The sequence below is a fragment of the Methanobacteriaceae archaeon genome (assembly GCA_013403005.1).
GTDB lineage: Archaea > Methanobacteriota > Methanobacteria > Methanobacteriales > Methanobacteriaceae > Methanobacterium.
Genome location: JACBOA010000005.1, coordinates 46,529 through 64,319, shown reverse-complemented (window position 1 = coordinate 64,319; position 17,791 = coordinate 46,529). Strand labels below are relative to the sequence as shown.

The 17,791-nt window shown below is 36.9% G+C and carries 17 protein-coding genes; 6 read left to right on the top strand and 11 right to left on the bottom strand.

Features of this window, described 5'->3' with window-relative positions; all coding sequences use genetic code 11:
• Nucleotides 1-3: 3 nt before the first annotated feature.
• The 5 genes from HVN35_05325 to hdrC all read right to left on the bottom strand — a co-directional run bounded on the left by HVN35_05325 (nt 4) and on the right by hdrC (nt 3,530).
• On the bottom strand, nt 4-672 hold the full coding sequence (locus tag HVN35_05325) for a metallophosphoesterase family protein (GenBank protein NYB51960.1): 669 nt from the start codon (nt 670-672) through the stop codon (nt 4-6).
• 105 nt (nt 673-777) lie between these two features.
• Nucleotides 778-1,323, bottom strand: coding sequence for a DUF2096 domain-containing protein (locus tag HVN35_05320; GenBank protein ID NYB51959.1), 546 nt, complete (start codon nt 1,321-1,323; stop codon nt 778-780).
• Complete coding sequence (locus HVN35_05315) at nt 1,320-1,586, bottom strand: DUF749 domain-containing protein (protein ID NYB51958.1); 267 nt, start codon at nt 1,584-1,586, stop codon at nt 1,320-1,322. The genes HVN35_05320 and HVN35_05315 overlap by 4 nt, the downstream gene beginning before the upstream one ends.
• A 90-nt stretch (nt 1,587-1,676) precedes the next feature.
• Complete coding sequence (gene hdrB / locus HVN35_05310; GenBank protein NYB51957.1) at nt 1,677-2,600, bottom strand: CoB--CoM heterodisulfide reductase subunit B; 924 nt, start codon at nt 2,598-2,600, stop codon at nt 1,677-1,679.
• A 9-nt stretch (nt 2,601-2,609) separates the two neighbouring features.
• Complete coding sequence (gene hdrC / locus HVN35_05305; protein NYB51956.1) at nt 2,610-3,530, bottom strand: CoB--CoM heterodisulfide reductase subunit C; 921 nt, start codon at nt 3,528-3,530, stop codon at nt 2,610-2,612.
• 820 nt (nt 3,531-4,350) lie between these two features.
• Between hdrC and HVN35_05300 the strand changes: the two genes are divergently transcribed.
• From HVN35_05300 to HVN35_05285, 4 genes are all read left to right on the top strand, one after another.
• On the top strand, nt 4,351-7,989 hold the full coding sequence (locus HVN35_05300; GenBank protein ID NYB51955.1) for a PD40 domain-containing protein: 3,639 nt from the start codon (nt 4,351-4,353) through the stop codon (nt 7,987-7,989).
• Between the two features lie 6 nt (nt 7,990-7,995).
• Nucleotides 7,996-8,616: a hypothetical protein gene (locus HVN35_05295; protein NYB51954.1), complete on the top strand. Its 621-nt coding sequence runs from the start codon at nt 7,996-7,998 to the stop codon at nt 8,614-8,616.
• Nucleotides 8,603-9,004: a hypothetical protein gene (locus HVN35_05290; protein NYB51953.1), complete on the top strand. Its 402-nt coding sequence runs from the start codon at nt 8,603-8,605 to the stop codon at nt 9,002-9,004. Before HVN35_05295 ends, HVN35_05290 begins: the two co-directional genes overlap by 14 nt.
• Nucleotides 9,005-9,481: 477 nt before the next feature.
• Entirely contained in the window at nt 9,482-10,234 is a 753-nt protein-coding gene (locus tag HVN35_05285; GenBank protein NYB51952.1) for an archaeosine tRNA-ribosyltransferase, read from the top strand.
• 200 nt (nt 10,235-10,434) lie between these two features.
• On the opposite strand, the gene HVN35_05280 is transcribed toward HVN35_05285, so the two are convergent.
• The 3 genes from HVN35_05280 to HVN35_05270 form a co-directional block, all read right to left on the bottom strand.
• Nucleotides 10,435-11,016 (bottom strand): class I SAM-dependent methyltransferase, encoded by a 582-nt coding sequence (locus tag HVN35_05280; protein NYB51951.1) that lies wholly within the window; start codon nt 11,014-11,016, stop codon nt 10,435-10,437.
• A gap of 151 nt (nt 11,017-11,167) precedes the next feature.
• Nucleotides 11,168-12,442, bottom strand: a complete 1,275-nt coding sequence (locus HVN35_05275) for an ABC transporter permease (protein ID NYB51950.1) — start codon at nt 12,440-12,442, stop codon at nt 11,168-11,170.
• Between the two features lie 5 nt (nt 12,443-12,447).
• Complete coding sequence (locus HVN35_05270) at nt 12,448-13,389, bottom strand: ATP-binding cassette domain-containing protein (protein ID NYB51949.1); 942 nt, start codon at nt 13,387-13,389, stop codon at nt 12,448-12,450.
• Between the two features lie 147 nt (nt 13,390-13,536).
• On the opposite strand from HVN35_05270, the gene HVN35_05265 reads away from it, so the two are divergent.
• On the top strand, nt 13,537-13,752 hold the full coding sequence (locus HVN35_05265; protein ID NYB51948.1) for a hypothetical protein: 216 nt from the start codon (nt 13,537-13,539) through the stop codon (nt 13,750-13,752).
• 79 nt (nt 13,753-13,831) lie between these two features.
• On the opposite strand, the gene HVN35_05260 is transcribed toward HVN35_05265, so the two are convergent.
• From HVN35_05260 to HVN35_05250, 3 genes are all read right to left on the bottom strand, one after another.
• A complete protein-coding gene (locus tag HVN35_05260) occupies nt 13,832-14,401 on the bottom strand; it encodes a DUF1847 domain-containing protein (GenBank protein ID NYB51947.1) in 570 nt (189 codons plus the stop codon).
• Nucleotides 14,402-14,526: 125 nt separating this feature from the next.
• Nucleotides 14,527-15,465 (bottom strand): DNA adenine methylase, encoded by a 939-nt coding sequence (locus tag HVN35_05255; GenBank protein ID NYB51946.1) that lies wholly within the window; start codon nt 15,463-15,465, stop codon nt 14,527-14,529.
• A 141-nt stretch (nt 15,466-15,606) separates the two neighbouring features.
• Nucleotides 15,607-16,392, bottom strand: a complete 786-nt coding sequence (locus tag HVN35_05250) for a diphthine synthase (GenBank protein NYB51945.1) — start codon at nt 16,390-16,392, stop codon at nt 15,607-15,609.
• A 368-nt stretch (nt 16,393-16,760) separates the two neighbouring features.
• On the opposite strand from HVN35_05250, the gene HVN35_05245 reads away from it, so the two are divergent.
• Nucleotides 16,761-17,783 carry a class I SAM-dependent methyltransferase family protein gene (locus HVN35_05245; GenBank protein ID NYB51944.1) on the top strand — a complete coding sequence of 341 codons (1,023 nt, stop codon included), beginning with the start codon at nt 16,761-16,763 and terminating at the stop codon, nt 17,781-17,783.
• Nucleotides 17,784-17,791: the final 8 nt, after the last annotated feature.

The following is a 17,791-nucleotide window of genomic DNA, read 5'->3' as shown; positions in this document are numbered from 1 at the left end:
GCTTCATATTTTTATAATTTCTGTCTCTATTTCCTCTTCTTCTGAAGTATCTGAAGTTTTAATTAAACAGGCATGGCCCTCTGACATTTGCCCCGGGTTTATTATTTTAGTTTTACCAATCTGATCCGTACCCCGTGCTTCGTGTATATGTCCACAGATATTAAGTGTTGGTTGCACTTCTTCAATTATTTTACGAAGACTTTTACTTCCCACATGCATCCCGGAAGGAAGTAAATCAGTTTTAGTACCATAAGGGGGTGCGTGAGTAATAAATAGAGTTATTTTTTCTTCTTTAATTCCTTCAAGGGCCTTTTTAGCCTCATCATAGATTTGTACTTCCTCGAATTCCAGAGGGGTGTCGAAGGGTGTTGGGTTTGAACCTCCAAATCCACAGACCCCTATGTTATTAATTACAATGTTTCTAGCATGGATGTTGATGGCCTGAGTATTATCCATGTTGATGTGCATGGAACCAGGGTCGCAGTTTCCGGGTATGGCCAGTACAGGAACCTTAAAGGAACTTATTTCATTTAGAATATCTTCACCCAGCTCCACTGGACCGAAATGGGTAATATCACCGGCAATGACAATTAGATCTACTTTATTATTATTAAGGTAATTGATTAGAGGTTTTATATTACCGTGAAGATCACTGACAGCTAATATTTTCATAAACATAAACTCCTCAGAGATTATTTAAAAAATGGCCCCATAATGTATACTTTTTTATGAGATTAAAACATCCGGTAACCTTGTGATTACCAAATCCCTCAGTATTTATTTCATCTCTTTTAACTGTTCCTTGAAGAATGAAGATAGTTCCTGGAGACTTATCTTAAGGTTTTCTTTATCCCCGTAAACTGCTATAAGATTATCTTCCTCAAATTCTATAATTACATTATGGTACTCGGCAATTTCCTGAACCCTATCCTCTGATAGGGGTGCCTTGAAGTTAACCCGGATCATGGAAAATCCAGAAGGTGCTCCCACCACAAATTTTGAATCTGTTCTCTTCTCAGGATACACTTCTTCCCCTTGGGAAGCTCTTAATAGTTTGTTTAACCATTTAGCACTGTATTTATCTCCCTGCTCATCTGCAAGGTTCATTAAAGAATCCTGAATTTTAGTTAAAAATTCGTTTATTCTTGCTACTTCAACCTGTCTTTGCGGGTCAGTGGGATCCACTTTATAGAAGTTGATGGTGGTCTTGGCCATCTGAACATTTTTAGTGATCCCATTGGGAATTTTTACTCCCTTTTTTCTAAGGTCGGTTAATAGTTCCACCAGCACCATCCAGGTTTGCTCTGCTGGGAGTTGACTCATAAATAACCTTCCAGTACTTGTTTGGAACGATGATTGAGCTTGGCATCGGCAGCATTAAGTTCCTGGTCGATCTCCCCCATACTCTTATATGAGTCTAAAAACAGCACATGGACACTTTCTGTGCCGACAATATCCAGAATTGCAATGTCATCAGTGTCTTTGATTGATCTATTTTCAATAGTTGCTTTGTACTGTACAAAAGGACCGTATTTTTCAGGTAATTCTGCGAATTTAAAAACTCCAGCAAGAGTAGCTACGAACAAAAGAACACCTCTTATATATTGTAGTTAAAATTAGTATTTTGAAAAATAAAAAACTTTGGATGGTAAAAAAAAGTTAGAGGGAGAATGTGTTTATTCTCCACCAGTTACTTCATCCAGTTCTGAGAAGTCCCAGCACTTCTCCATGGCAGAGTCTGTGCATACCTGGTGGGCATCCAGGGTTAACTCATCTCCACCCAGTCCCATGGCCAATCCGAAGAGTTGGGCTAAATGGAAGACAGGGATTTCAAAGTCAGTGCCGAATTTATCATTAACTTCAACCTGACCCACATCGAACTGAAGGTGACAGAATGGGCAGACATTTACAATGGCATCTACACCTGCTTCTCTCATGTTGGTGAGTTTTTCTCTGGTGAAATCTGCGGTTACATCGATATCTCGAGATCTTAGACCTCCACCAGCACCACAGCACATCATTTTGTCCTTGTAAGGTACAGACTTGGCTCCAGTGATTTCTACCAGTTCGTCCAGAATGGTTGGTTTTATTGGGTCGTCAATGTTGATTTCAGCGCTTGGTTTGAGGAAGTGGCAGCCGTAGTGCACTGCAACATTAAGGTTCAGTGGTTTAGTTACTGATTCTGCCAGTTTTTCCAATCCTACATCGTTATAGAGAATTTCAGCGAAGTGTCGTACGTTAATTTCACCTTTGTATTCACGTCCAACTTCTGCGAGAACCTTGTTGATTTTCTCCTTCATCTGTTCATCTTCATGTAGCATGTGGTTGGTTTCAAATAGGGATCCGAAACATCCATTACACTCGGTCATGATGTCATTTCCCTGTTCTTCAGCGATGGTTATGTTCCTGGCAGCTATGGAAGCCCAAGTGGTTCTGTCAAATGAACCGAATACTCCTGGTGCTGGACAGCATGATGCTCCTTCCATGTCCTTAAGACCTACACCAAGATTCTCAAAGAGTATTCGTGTGGCTTTTTCGATACCTGGGTATCGGTTATTCATGATACATCCTAAGAAGTATGCAAATTCTTTTTCAGCCATATTATCACCTTATTCTATTGTTTCTGTTTCCCAGTTGTAGCCTATGAGGTTGTCGAATCCTGTGGCCTTTACTATGCCCTGTACTTCTTCTAAGGCTCCAGGGAAGCTGTGCGTGGTTGGTGGTAATTCTCCCAGCCCCACTTTTTTCCTGAGTTCTTTTGTTTCTGGGTTGATGGGTACACCGTGACCTGTTTTGATAACGAAGCTTCCCACCATTTTATGTGCCTGTCCCATGTAACCTGCTTGGGCAGCGTAGTTTCGCACGATTTTCACAATATCCACGATTTTAATACCTCGGGGGCATCTTTCCTGGCATTCATAACAGGTGGTACACATCCAGAGGGTGTCGTCTGATATAACATCTTCTTTCAGGCCCATTACAGCCCTTCTGACTATTCCTCTTATTCGGTAAGGGGTTCTCCTACCAGATGGGCAGGCTCCTGTACAGGTACCACACTGGAAACATATGGCCACTGACTCAGCGCCAGCATCCATGATATCCTGTTTGAAATCTTCGTCTACATCTGCACGGGTTACTAAGTTTTCATCCTTTTGCAGTAAAGTCATGCTTTCACTCCTTTCTTTTTTTGGCTTTTCTTCAGTTTTAACAGATTCTTCAACTTCAGCCTTGTCCGGTTCTTCTTTTTTAGTCTCAGGTTTATCTTCTTCGGTTTTTTCTTTTTCTGGAGCAGGTGTTTCTTTAGTTTCTTCCTGAGTAACTGGTTTCTCTTCCACCGGTTCATCTTTTTGTTCTTGTTCTTCCGGTTTCGGTTCTACTGATTTTTCTGGAACTTCCTTGGCGGTTTCTTGTGGTTTTGTTTCTTCTTTTTCAACCGGGGGCTTTTCTGTATCAGATTTATCTGCTTTTTCTTCCTTTTTTGGCTCTTCTTCGCCAGTAAACACATTTTTTAAGCGTTTTAGAAAGCTCATTATATTCACGCCCCGGTCATCCTACGGTTCTCTTGGAAAACCATGTGATTTCCAGTTCAAAGTCTAGAGGTCAGTATATATAAAGGTTACTAAAAAATGCTTAACTGTAACCTTTTAGGTTACACTACTTGAGTTTGACCAATTAAGATCAATCCAAGAATATCTGGTGGAGATGCTTAAAATCAACACAAAGGATATAGGCTATTATAAAGGATATAAAAATGATCATATGATGGAAGTAAGAAAGCAAAATTGTTATATTTACTATGAATTTTTATATAAACTTAGTTGTATTAGTAATATTAGAAAATCTCCAATTTTCTATACTTTCCCTTACATTGGCACAATATGCCACAATCTTTCATAAAAAATTAACATCCAAATGATGCGAATAAATTTAAAAAAAACTCACACGGATAAACCAAAAAAGTCTAATCTTAAAAAATTCCTGTAAGAAAATATTTCTTTTATTTTAAACAATCCCAATTAGTCAAACATTAAAATCCAAAAGACAACCAAGGGTGTCTAAACAATTAATACTATCCTTCGCCTGAACAATATGATTCCTTTATAATATCCTTATTTTTACTCCTGCATTATTATCTTTTCATAATAATATAGTAAAATTTATAAAACAACATAATTATACTATTATTATCATTATTGTAGTTATTACTGTATTATATCCAATGGAAATAAATAAGGGAAATAGGCTGCTAAAACTTGAGATTTTACATAAAAGGAGAGATTAACTCTTTGTTTTATGGATACTAATATTTCAGTTTTTACAAGGCTGACTGGGGAAAATGGTGTGAGAGGAATGAAAAATAAAGTTCTACTACTAATGCTCGTATTATTTTTGGTTTTAGTAACCTGTGGAACAATAGTAGCAGCTGATAACACCACAGAAAGGATAAGTGTTTCTAGTGATGGAAGTCAATCCAACGCTGCCAGTTCCAACCCATCAATCAGCGCAGATGGACGATACATCGCATTCACATCATATGCTGATAATTTAGTCCCGGGTGACACCAATGGATTTTCGGATATTTTCATCCGTGACAATGTTCTAAACACAACTATAAGAGCAAGTGTATCAAATACTGGTGAAGAGGGCAATGGTGATAGTAACGAACCTGCAATCAGTGTTGATGGACGTTATGTGACTTTTACCTCAAATGCAAATAATTTAGTGCCAGGAGACACCAACGGTGTTTCTGATATCTTTTTACGGGATATATTATTGGGAATCAATAAACGCATTAGTATAACCAATACAGGTAAGGAGAGCAATGGTGATAGTAACGAACCTGCAATTAGTGCAGATGGACGTTTCATAGCTTTCAGTTCATATGCAACTAACCTTGTCCCCTCTGACAATAATGGAAAATGTGATATTTTTTTATATGATAATGATTCTGGCCAGATCACACGATTAACTGTTTCAAACACAGGTAATGAAGCAAATGGCAACAGTGAGAAACCTACAATAAACGGTGATGGCAGTTTAATTGCTTTTATCTCGTCTGCAAATAATCTGGTTGAAAATACTGTTAACAGTTATTCTGGAGTATATATTTACAACAGAAATTCAGGCATCCTGGAAAAGGTTAATACCTCTAGTTTTGAAGGAGGTTTTTATAATTTTAATTATCCTTCAATCAGTGCTAATGGCTCTTATTTGGTCTTTACCTCAGGAGGTAATAGTCTTTTAATTTATAACACCTCATCAAAAACTATAGAACAAGTGGAAATCTCATGGAATGGGGTACCAAATTCCATGACAATTGAACCATCAATAAGTGCTGATGGTCGTTACGTGGCAGTTTCAAGTGCAAATCACGAGATCAGCGACACAATTGACAGATGGATGGATGTATATATCTATGATCAATTTTCCAAAACTACTAAATTAATATCCAGTTCCACAGGAGAAACATCATTTTACAGCAGTTACCAGCCCTCAATAAGTGCCGACGGACATACAGTAGCATTCAGCTCCCTCTCAGATGTACTTATATCAGACGATACCAATAACTGTAAAGACATCTTTGTGTACACAGAAAATTATCCACTAACTGCCACTATCAATCCAGATTGCACAAAGTCTGGTGATATTGTCACCATACAAGTTAGTCCCAGCCCCAATATTGCAAGTGTGTCTGCTACTATTCTTGATACATCCTATTCCCTGATCAAGGGAAGTAACGGTTTTTGGATCTTAAGTTATCTTGTTCTATCACTTGCTAATGGTTTTTATCCGGTTGAGTTAAATGTAACTGATAATGCAGGGAATCAAAGAAATATTTCACTTGGATTCACAGTAGATAACACACTCCCTACAATTTCGGCCACAATTACACCTGATTTAGTTAAATCAGGCGATTACATTTCTATTGATGCACTTACCAGTTCAGATACCCTAAAAGCCACTGCTTTAATTAATGGAGAAACATTTGACTTATACCAACAGACTACAGGGTGGAATCTTTCTTACTTAACTCCAAACATTCCTGATGGAACCTATACAATTCTTCTAACAGCAACTGATAAATCAGGGAATCAAAATACAACCATCCTCTATTTCACAGTGGACAACACACCTCCAGTATTATCCGGTTCGGTAACTCCAGGTACTGCGAAAACAAATGATAATCTAAACATAAATGCCACTTCTGATTCTGATACAACCAGCATATCCGCTTTAATCATAAATCAAACCTATGACCTAATAAAACAAGATGATGGTACCTGGATTCTTAAATATTGTGTTCCATATGTTTCAGATGGTAATTATCCCATCCTATTAACAGCAACAGATAGAGCAGGTAATCAGAATACTCTTTCACTCAATTTCAATCTTTTCAACCCATTAGATAACCAGGCGCCAATAGTTTCGGGAAATGTAACCCATTGTGATATGATGTATGGGGAACTTCCAACTAAGCCTTGGATATATTTCCATGTTTTAACGGATTCTGATGTTATTGGTGTGACAGCAACAGTTTTGGGCAATGTATATATTCTCGAACGTCAGGAAGACGGCTCATGGGCAGCTGAATATTCCAGTTGGTTAACAGAAGGAAACTACACTGTTCTATTAACTGCTCAAGACTGGTCCGGAAACCAAGGAACACAAACAGTTAACTTCACCGTTAGAAACATAAGCCCCATAATAAATTACACAGTTACCTCCAAGGTAAAATCAAGAAATAATTTAATTATAATAGTTCACGCCAACCCCGACCCATGGAAAGTCACTGTATCAAGCCCCTTTGGAGAAATAGATCTAGAAAAACAAGCCAATGGATCATGGACAACCAATTACACAATCCCAGATACCGAAGACGGATATAAAAATCTATATATTAAGTGTTTATATGAAATGAACTGGTTTTCATGGCTATTACCCAATTATACCATAATGAATTTAGTTAGAAATACTGGATTCACAGTTGACAACACCCCACCTATTATTTCAGTTTCTGCCACACCTAATCCCATAAAATCAGGTGATGTAATCAAGATTTCATGTATCAGTACATCATATTTCGACCCAGACGATACTAGTACAATCACAGTCAATATTTTTGGACAAAATTTAAACCTGAATTGGACTTCTTGGACCTATTCATGGAGTCGAAACTCTGGTACCTGGAATGCAGAAACCATTATCCCACAACTTCCCGATGGAACTTATTCAGCCCTAGTAACAGCTAACGATGATGTGGGTAACCAAATCACCGAAAAAATCAACTTCACAGTGGACAACACCCCACCTACGATAACAGCTATAATAACTCCAGATAGATTAAAATATATTGATTTTAGCAGACAAAATACATCAATTATTGCAGAATCATCACCTGATGCGAAAGAAATTCACGCATATTTCGAAGATGGTTCCGAAGGTCTATTAGGTTACTCTGATAATAATTGGATTTTGCAATTAAATTTCCCATACCTACTCCCAATTGGAACCTATGTCATAAATCTAAAAGTATTCGATTATGCTGGTAATGAAGCACAAACATCTGTTAACTATTATGTATACCCAAACTTAAGTGTAAAAAATCCTTTAATTAAACCTTCAGAATCAGGAAGTGATTCATCAAACAATAATCAACCAGGGGACGGATCTTCAATAACAGGATCAGCCACAGGAACGTCAACACAGTCAACTGGAAGTGCAGCCGAAACCTCAGATGATCCCAACGATGGAACACCTTTATTGAAATTCGTCTTACAAGTTTTACTTATATTAGGGGATGCATGCACAATTATATTTGCTATTGGATTTATTGCTGTCCTAATATGGGCACTTTTAGCTGTTTTAACAATTTGTGGATGGATCCTTGGAATATTCCTAATATTTGTGGTTGCATTAATCATTGCAGCAATAATTATAGTAGTTACACTAATATTATATCAATATTATTATAATCTTAAGAGAGGTTGAATATATATGAAAACCGATAATATTGATTCAAGTAAGGTACTTGTAGGATTAGGTGCTTATATGATAGAATTAGATTCTTTTCGACCTCCTTTTATGTTGGGTATTAGCCCTCTATCTTTTACAGGGTCTTTAGAATTGTTATTTAAACAGCGGGCCAAGTCTTATTTTATCAAAAAAAATCGTGCAGTAAATCAGGAAATTAAAAAAGAGATTCATAATTTTAGATACGATACTAAAGTTGATTCTGAAGAGATGAAAGTGCCCCTTATGCTCATAGTAGGTGTTATATTTGTTACATTGGCAATTGCTCTTGGAATAACAATTATTTACTCACTCAGCATGCTCAAAATGAGCCTAATAGCATTTATAGTTGGTTTTACTCTTATTTATTTATGTTTTGCATATATTATCCCAAAAAGGAGAAGTGATGTAGGGGAAAGGCATGATGAAGAGTTAAAAAGAGCCGTACAGTCTTTAATTGATTTTGGAGTCCTTTTCTGCACAGAAAACAACTTAAATCCAGATATGTTCCCAATTAAATTACAGCACAATGATTATGATGGTTTAATCTATCAAAAAAAAGGACAAAATAATTATGTGGGGTATCTTAAAATTGAAACTAAATAAAAAGTTTATCCTAGTTATTTTGGCATTATTCTATGTTATAGTTGTCCTGAGGATAATTACTTTATACCTATTCCCAGCCGTAGGTATCAACACATCTTTAAGCCAACTACAGCAAGACACACTCCCTTATGCCATGATTATAAAAATAATACTTCTTATAATGGCTTTGTTTATGATTCCAATGTTCCTAGTTTTAAAAAAGGACATCGGAATAGATGATCATCCTGTTCCTAAAGAAATGTTTATTATTTTAATTTTGCTTGTTTCTGCAATTATTCCAATCGCAGCATTGTTAAATATTTTTTTAACAGGGGAACTATTCTTTTCTTCAATACTCATTATTTATGGATTAGTGTTCACTATTGTTATTTATGTCATTGAAAACTGAATAAAAAAGACTAAATTAATAACTAAAGTGAATATATGTGTGATGGAAGGCTCAATTACTATGATAACATTTAACTGGTTAAAATGAATCAGTGATACAACTTTTAAAGATACTATGAGTATAAAATAGCAACTACAAAAAATATACAATCTTTCATAAAAAAATAATTCATGTCAAATAGAAGAAAAAGGATATAATCCATATTCCAAAGGTGTTGAAGCTATCATTATAGAGCATGTTTTATATAAAAAAGAAAGTAGAATTAAATAAATTAATGTTTACAATTTATTTCTGATCTTTTTGACGACAATTTTTTAATCTCAAGAATAAATCCCAAAGATAATAATTTTTCTGGTGATTTAAATGATAAGATCGAGTTTATATGAATCATTTTTCAATCACTTCAAAACAGGACACAGGGAATCTAATTTTCAACACAAGGATATAAGATAACAATGAAAAAGATATAGTAATCATATGATGGAAATAAAGTTACACGACGGGCCTTCTAGATATGGTAATTATCAGGATACTGAAACACCATGTATTTTAACACCAGCAGATGAAATAATTGTTGAAGATGAACCTATGCCCTTTGATGTTCCCCTGGAAATGGCTAAATGGTCCGTGCAGAGCACCATTGAAAAAGCCAGAACTGATATTGATAAAGAAGATGAAAGGGATGGGAAAGAAAAGATAGCTGTTATTCATGGATCCAAATATCCAAAACTCCGCCTTGAATGTGTATCTGCACTTGAAAAAATGGGCTATCGCACTTTTCTAGTGGCGAACCCGGAAGAACTTCTTAAAAGACCCCGTGATCTTTTAGAGATTATAATCAGCCTCAGGGAGCATATGAATCCTAATTCCACCCTATTTTTTCCCTTCGCTGAATTAAACTTCATTCCCCTATTAGTTTACTTGGGTGTGGATTTATTTGGTGAATCAACTGCAGATTTCTATGCCCAGTTAGGAGTAATGACCACTCCCCATGGAAATTATGAACTCAAACAATACCCATTATACGATTTCAATCAAAAAGAACTGATTGAATACAACAGAAAATCTCTGGATTTCGTTTTAAGAGAAGTTAAAACACATATAATTAATGGAACATTGCGTAATCTAGTGGAAGAAAGATGTTGTTCCTCTCCAGAGGCTATGACAACTTTAAGAATATTAGACAGAGATTATGGTAGGTTTTTGGATAAATATACACCATTATACTAATCTATTCTTAGCTGCCATTCTAAGCCCAAACACTCCATCAAAGTCTTGATTATGATTTTTAATTAATTTTGATAAAAATTAACTAAATTTGGTTATTTGAAGAATTTTCATTGGACTAATAACTACAAATAATAACTAAAACAATTTTTTACGAAATCCATGGATTTAGCTATGCTTTTTCATTTTTTTTATACCTAAGTTCATTTCATTTTTACGGACTCAACCAGGTAATGGTATCTACCAACTTCTTGAGTACCCCTTATAACGAAACCATGTTTTTCTAGGATTTGTTCCACAGACTCCGGACTTAAACGGACATTGTAGGGAGGCCCTGGTGGTCCTTCCACTTTGTTGAATTCAACCACGGCAAAGGTTCCACCAGGTTTAATAACCCTCTTGATCTCATTTAAAACAGGTTCTAAGGTTCCTTCACTGGCAAATCCGTGTAGAACATTGGCCATGACACAAATATCTACAATGCTGTCCTCTAAAGGAATATTCAGAGTCATGTCCGCCAGGATTACTTCAATGTTGCTTATTTGAAATTCTTCAATCTCTCTTCTAAGACCATCAAGACTGGGTTCATATGCGTCAACTGCATATACTTTTCCACGTGCCTTCACCATATTAGACGCTTCTATGGAAATAAATCCATCACCACATCCTGCATCCATAAAATTTTGGCCTTCCTTTAATCCTATTGCCGTTAGAACACGTTTAGGATCCAGTATGTCCCTGCTGGATTTGCCATGATGTTTGTGGCCATGTTTTTCTGTTGTCATATTTACCTATGACCCTCCCCTTTAGTTTTATCTCCCTTTTTAGGTTTACAATCTCACCTTTTTTTTAAAGAATCATATAAAGAATTATATAATTCCTTTTTGTGAGTTCATCTCTTGTAATTTTTTCCTGATTATGATCTTGAGCATGTTTTCAGTTTTCAGCCCTTAATCTGTTTCTTGAAAATAAAAACACTCCTACTGCAAATAGTATAAGTGTTAAGAGTAGGGACCATCCCACCTGGTATGATATGCTATCCCATCCACCTCCAAATGTAAGGGTGGACCGGAGTGCCTTGAGAACATGGGTCCAGGGTAAGATGTCATAAATCTGAAAGGGTTGTCCCCAGAAATTGGCGATTACCACCTGAGGGAGTTGGAAGAAGGCCCCAACCAGGAAACTGGTAGGTACACTTATCAGAGTGCCCAGGTTGGCTGCTTGCCGGTCATTACGTGCAAATGCAGCAATAATCATTCCCAGTGAAATGGATGCTATTCCCCCTATAATTCCCACCAATACCGCCAGTGTCAGAGTATATAATCCGCCCTGCCAGTGAAAACCAATGAGTACGGCCACTGTCAGGAGAATAACTACTTGTGCTGCTGCAACCAGAGCCCATGGTATTAGACCCCCAAATAACAGATCAAATGAAGTCATTTTAGATAATTTTAATCTGGCAAGGGTACCTTTCTCCACTTCCCGGGTAAGGGCAGCCGCAACTGTGGTGGAAAGAAGTAGAATGGCAAATACAATCATTCCAGGAGCCATGAAGTCGAATGTGGTGAATGAACCTGTGCCGGGGATGGCTTCTACTTTGCTCTGGAGGTAATTGTTGGCATCAACCCCTGGACTGCCACTTACTGCAGACTGTGCCTGATTGACAATTTTATCCTTATATTGTTCTAAAACTCCAGTAAGTATTCCCTGACTAACACCGAAGCCCATGTATCCTGTATCTCCCTTGATGATTATGGTTGAAGTGATATTGGATGATTTTACGGAGTTAGTAGTGCCGGTTACTAGTTTTTGCTGTAGGGTATCGGTTATCAGGGCTACTACGGATTGGGAGAAGTTTTCAGGGATGATAACCTCTGCATCAACATCCCTCTGTTTAAGTAATTTTTCGGCCTCTGATTCCGTGGTCTGGTTAACTTTGAAAAGGTACACCTCACTGTTTTCATATTTGGAATCCTCTAGGACTTTGGTCAGGTTATTGCCGAAGTTAACCTGCTCCCCATTGGACATGGTGGCTCCCTTATCATAATTTACAACTACAATTTTGTGGGGCTGGTTGCTCTGCCCCATTCCTCCAAAGGCAAATCCAAAAACCAACATGAAAAAGAGTGGGAAAAGTAATATCATTGCCAGACCTCGTCGGTCACGGATTAACTCCTTGAAATCTTTTTTGGCTATGCTTATGAACTTCATTTTTTTTACTCCCTCAAACCGGTTCCAGTTAAATCAATGAAAACATCCTCTAATGTGTTCTGTCGCATGGCAAGGTCAATTACGCGGACTTCCAGAGTTTCTATTTTATCCATTATCAGGGGGAGTTTTCCAACAGCGTCCAGTGCTCTGATATTAATCTGACCGTTCACTTCTACCACCGACTGCACATCTTCCAGTTCTTTAACTGCATTTATTACTTCCTGATTTTTCAGAGAGTCTGAAATTTTCATTTCCACCACATCACCCTCTCCAATTTCCTTTTTGAGATTAGAGGGCGTGTCCAATCGGAGTAGTTTACCATGATCTATGATGGCAATGCGATCTGAAAGCCTGTCTGCTTCATCCATAAGGTGAGTGGTTAAAATAACTGTTTTACCCTCATTATCACGCAGGTTCCGGATATAGTTCCACAAAACCCTACGAGATTGAGGATCCAGTCCCTCAGAGGGTTCATCCAAGACCACAATTTCTGGTTCATGCACCAGTGCCAGTGCCAAGTTTAATCTACGTTTCATACCTCCTGATAGTTGTTTGACCACTGTATCTGCCTTTTCTGTGAGGAAGAGGTCTTCCAACAATTTTTGTACTTTCTTTTTGAGTTCTCGACCTGGAACCTCGTACATATCCCCCATAAGCATCAGACTTTCCTTGCAGGTTAAATAATCCCACAATACCAGTTCCTGGGGGCATATACCAATGGTTCCCTTTTCTATCTCCTGAACATCCTTACCACCAATGAATACCTGGCCACTGGAGGGTTTAAGGAGTCCCACCATCATACTAATGGACGTGGTTTTACCTGCCCCGTTGGGTCCCAAGAATCCGAAAACCTCTCCACGGTTTATTTTGAGATTGAGTTTTTTCACTGCCCGGAAATCTCCAAAATCTTTGCTTAGGTCCCGGGCTTCCATGATAACTTCATTCATAATTTTTCTCCCCAATATTTTCCTATATTTCTTACTTTGGTTCTTTATGGTTATTATTCAATATCCCTTATATAGTGTCGGTCTGTGTTTTCCTCATGATATAAGATAATATAAAAACCAAGAACATATAGTAAAGTGGTGATGGTGATGATCGATAGAATTGAAGTGAGTATGATAAATGAATCCGTGCATAACTTCCGCAGGGGAGAATTTGGCGTGGATTCTATTGAAATTCATGAAAAAAGAGGCTTGATTGAAATAATTTATGCATCACAAGAAACAGGAACTAAAATCGTGCTAATTCCCATGGAAAACGTTGAAAAATGTGAATTTATCATGAAACCAGAGTTAAAGGAAGTTTGAAAGAGCCAATAATGAGTTTAATTTAAAAAAGAAATTAAATAAAGTAATTAAATAAAAAGTTATTAACTAAAAAAATAGGTTAAATAGATAGTTTGTTCATGTAGTACTTGGAATATACTGCACCCAGAGGATTATGCGCCAGTATCCGGTCTTTTACAGCCAGTGTGGTTACTGGTGCCTGGGAATGTTCTGTAAATAACATATCATGACCTATACAGAGCCCAACTATTATATTAAGATCAGTATTTTTTTCATTGAGAACTGATGCTTGGCCAATGGGATTGCACATGGATTCTTTACGATTTTTATCGATTTTTTCCAGGTTAAAATCCTCTTTATCAATTCCACATACTTTACAACATGCAGAATACACTTTGAAATGTTTTTTGAAGATGGAATTTATTAGATTTGATTCTTTATCCAAACCCACACAGAATGCCAGGCCTATCTTTTTATACTTCATCATCTTCGAGAAAAGTATGATTTCCTCAATGCGGGTTTTTTTCATGTAATATCTGGATTCTACAGTTGCTGCTGTTTTTAATATATCCATCTCAGACTCATCGTACATTTTTTTAATATCTTCTTTAATTTTCAAGCAATCTTTTCCATCATAACAATCTCTTTTATGGCAGGAAGCACACTGCAAACTAAACATCCCCTTTAAACTTATTGAAGAGTGATTTAATCTATTAAACTTGATTTTAACTTGAATAATGCATCTTGAACAATGAAAATTCAGTATTATTCCTATTTTTTCATAATTACTAATTTTTAATAATTTCTTATAATTAACTCCTTTATTTCTCCTCTTCCCGATGTTTTGGAATTGATGTTACGCTTGGCAAGAACTCTTTCGATATTATATCCCGCATATAGTTCATCAAAAAAGTTATCATTTATATCATGATTTTTAGGGTCGCTGTTACTTAAAATAAGATTTGAACCCTTTTCATCCATTTTTTGAAAAAATTTTGCCAGTTTCCTCTGGTCTTCGTCATTAAATCTTTCACTGGAATATGCTGTGAAGTGAGAAGTGTTGTTAAGTGGCCTGTAAGGTGGGTCCAGATATACTAAAGTGCCCTCTTCGATAAATTCCTGGGCATGGGTGAAATCTGCACAAAGGAGTACTGTTTTTTTAAGTGCTTCATGAACATGCTGTAAGTTTACCTCATCACAAATCTTAGGATTCTTGTACCTACCAAAGGGCACGTTAAACTCACCCCTACTATTCAACCTATAAAGTCCATTGAAACAGGTCTTATTAAGGAAAATAAGACGGGCTGCCCGTTCGATCCAATCAACACCATAATTATAGTAGTCAATCTCAGGAGTCTGCTGGTTGTAAAGCTTTCGAATAATATAATAATTCTTTTTCCGACCTTCTTCAGATTTTTGGAGATGTTCATCCTCCATATCTCTTAACTGATGGATCAATCTAAGACAATCTTTCTGAACAACCCGGTAGGTCAAGATGAGTTCAGGATTAATATCCAGTAGTATGGAATATTTAACCTGATATTTTCTCTTTAAAAAAAAGAACATAGCCCCACCACCTAAAAAAGGTTCCACATATCTTTCAATAACCTTACTCTCCAACAAGGATTCAGGTAGTCGATTTTCTAATTCTAGAAGCAGCTGAGTTTTACCTCCAGCCCATTTAAGGAATGGTCTGGGAAGTTTAAAATCCCTTCTGGATGAATTTTCTGCCATTGAAATCCCATATTTGCCTAATGTGATATGAAAAATTTAAAAAAGTAATTACCCCTTTAATCTGATCACCCCCAGAATTGATAAACTATTTTTGAAATGTATTTATGCTTAATTTCCCACCTGAAATTAATTTCAAACTAACTAGTCTTTGAAAAGTTTTTCAGGAGCTCCTCCTAAAATAACCAGCCCTTCAGCCTCTAAAAAGTGCAAGTCCCCTGGTATTATAATACAATGAAGGGGTCCTCCAAAATCCTCCCCTAATAATTTTCCAACTTCATCAGCCCTGACCAGAGGGTTTTCTGAACCAGCGCGTGCAATCACCACTGCCAGTGAATCATCCGTGAATAATCCTTCCTTTAGATCATTTTCTACACGCATGAGGTATTCCAGACCTTCATTGGCAGTCATGTAATAGTCTCTGTGAGCTTGAATATCCAGTAAAACCAGAGTGTGCAATCCCATCTCCAGATTATCTTTTATTACCTGATAGGGGGAGTGGGGGAAGTAGTTATCCTCTGGACGCGGAATTGTGGTAACCTTTCCGAATTTGTATGCTTGAAGTCCTGCGATACCTGGAGCTGCTGATAGGATGGATGATGCGTGGATCACCCTGGTTTTAATCCCTTTCTTGCGTGCTTCCATTAAAATATCAGTATGTGTGGTGGCCATTAAAGGGTCGCCAGCTGTTAAGAATGCCACATCTTTATTTAAAGCCTGTTTTAATGGCACGTTATCTTCTTCAACTTCCTCTCGAGATAAAATATTTATTTGAACCCCTGAAAGAGTTTCCAATGACTTTAAATCTCCTCCGAAAAGACGTGCCGTGTAAAATTCAGCGTATACCTCATCAGCAGATTTGATGGCCTCCAGACCATTAATAGATACGTCTTTTTCATCGTAGAGTCCCAGTCCAACCAGGTAGAGCATGTTTTTCACCTTCAACATCTATATTATGAGAAGGGGAGTTTATAAAATTTTATTTTAGAGAGTTTCATTAGTTTCAGTTATATAAAAAATTTTTTAGAGTTTATTTTAGTTTGAGATTTTTATCATGGGTTATCATAATGTAACCTAGTATTAGGTAGGTGATAAAAAAAATTGCATGTACCCCAATTTGAGTATTTTTTGGGGATTAAATAGTATGCTGTAGTATGCTGCATGAGATCAGCATTAATTAATGAAATTAGATTAATGAAATAAAACTTATCATAAAATGGATCTGATTATATGGAAGTGCATATACCAGATACAATGATGAAAGAATTTCACAAGGTAAGATAATATTGAGGAATTCCATGATTGGATTAAAGTCTCCCAAAAAAGAAGCCAACCACTTACGGATTGTTCTACAGGAGAAAAATCTGCTGAACCATGAATTTAAGATCAGACGTTCAGATGATTATGTGTATCTCCCCCTTAATCAAAAACCTGATAATAATGTTTTGGAAGAACTGAACCTTAATAGTAGTTATATTGTAGATACTGATTTTGAAGAATATGAAAAAAGACCCCGTAGCATGGAGGATTACCTTAAAGGGAAAATCTCTCCTGGGAAAATGGATGATTTCAAAAAATCTTTTGATATCATTGGTGATGTGGTGATCCTGGAGATTCCAGATGAACTGGAAGAAGATAAGTACATCATTGGTGAAGCTGCCCTTAAATTCACTAAAAGGAAATCTGTTTACCGTAAAAAGAGCGAAATAAAAGGTATTGTTCGCACCAGGGAACTGGAGCACCTTGCTGGAGAAGACCAATCTATTACCATACATAAAGAATATGATTCCCAGTTAATGCTGGATGTGAAGAAGGTTTATTTCAGCCCCAGATTAGCCACAGAAAGGAAAATAATAGCAGATCAGGTTCAGGATAACGAGATAATCATTGACATGTTTGCAGGAGTGGGGCCCTTTGCCATTAACATCGCCAGACGACATAAAGTCCAGATATATGCCGTTGACATTAACCCCCATGCCATTAAATATCTTGAAAAGAATATAAGCTTGAATAAACTTAAAGGTAAGATTGAACCCATTCAAGGAGACGTTGCAGAAGTTTTCCAAAAGCATAATCTCAAGGCTCATCGAATCATAATGAACCTGCCAGGCAGCGCCTATGAATTTCTCCCAATTGCAGTTAAACACCTCAAACCAGGAGGGGTGCTTCATTACTACCAGTTCAGTCGCGATTTCGAAGACCCCATAAAAAAAATTGAAGAAGCTGCTTGTTCAAGAATTTTGGAGATTTTAGATAAAAGGAAAGTCAAATCCAGGAGTCCTGGTGTATGGCATGTGGCTATTGATGTGAGGTTATATTAAAACGGATA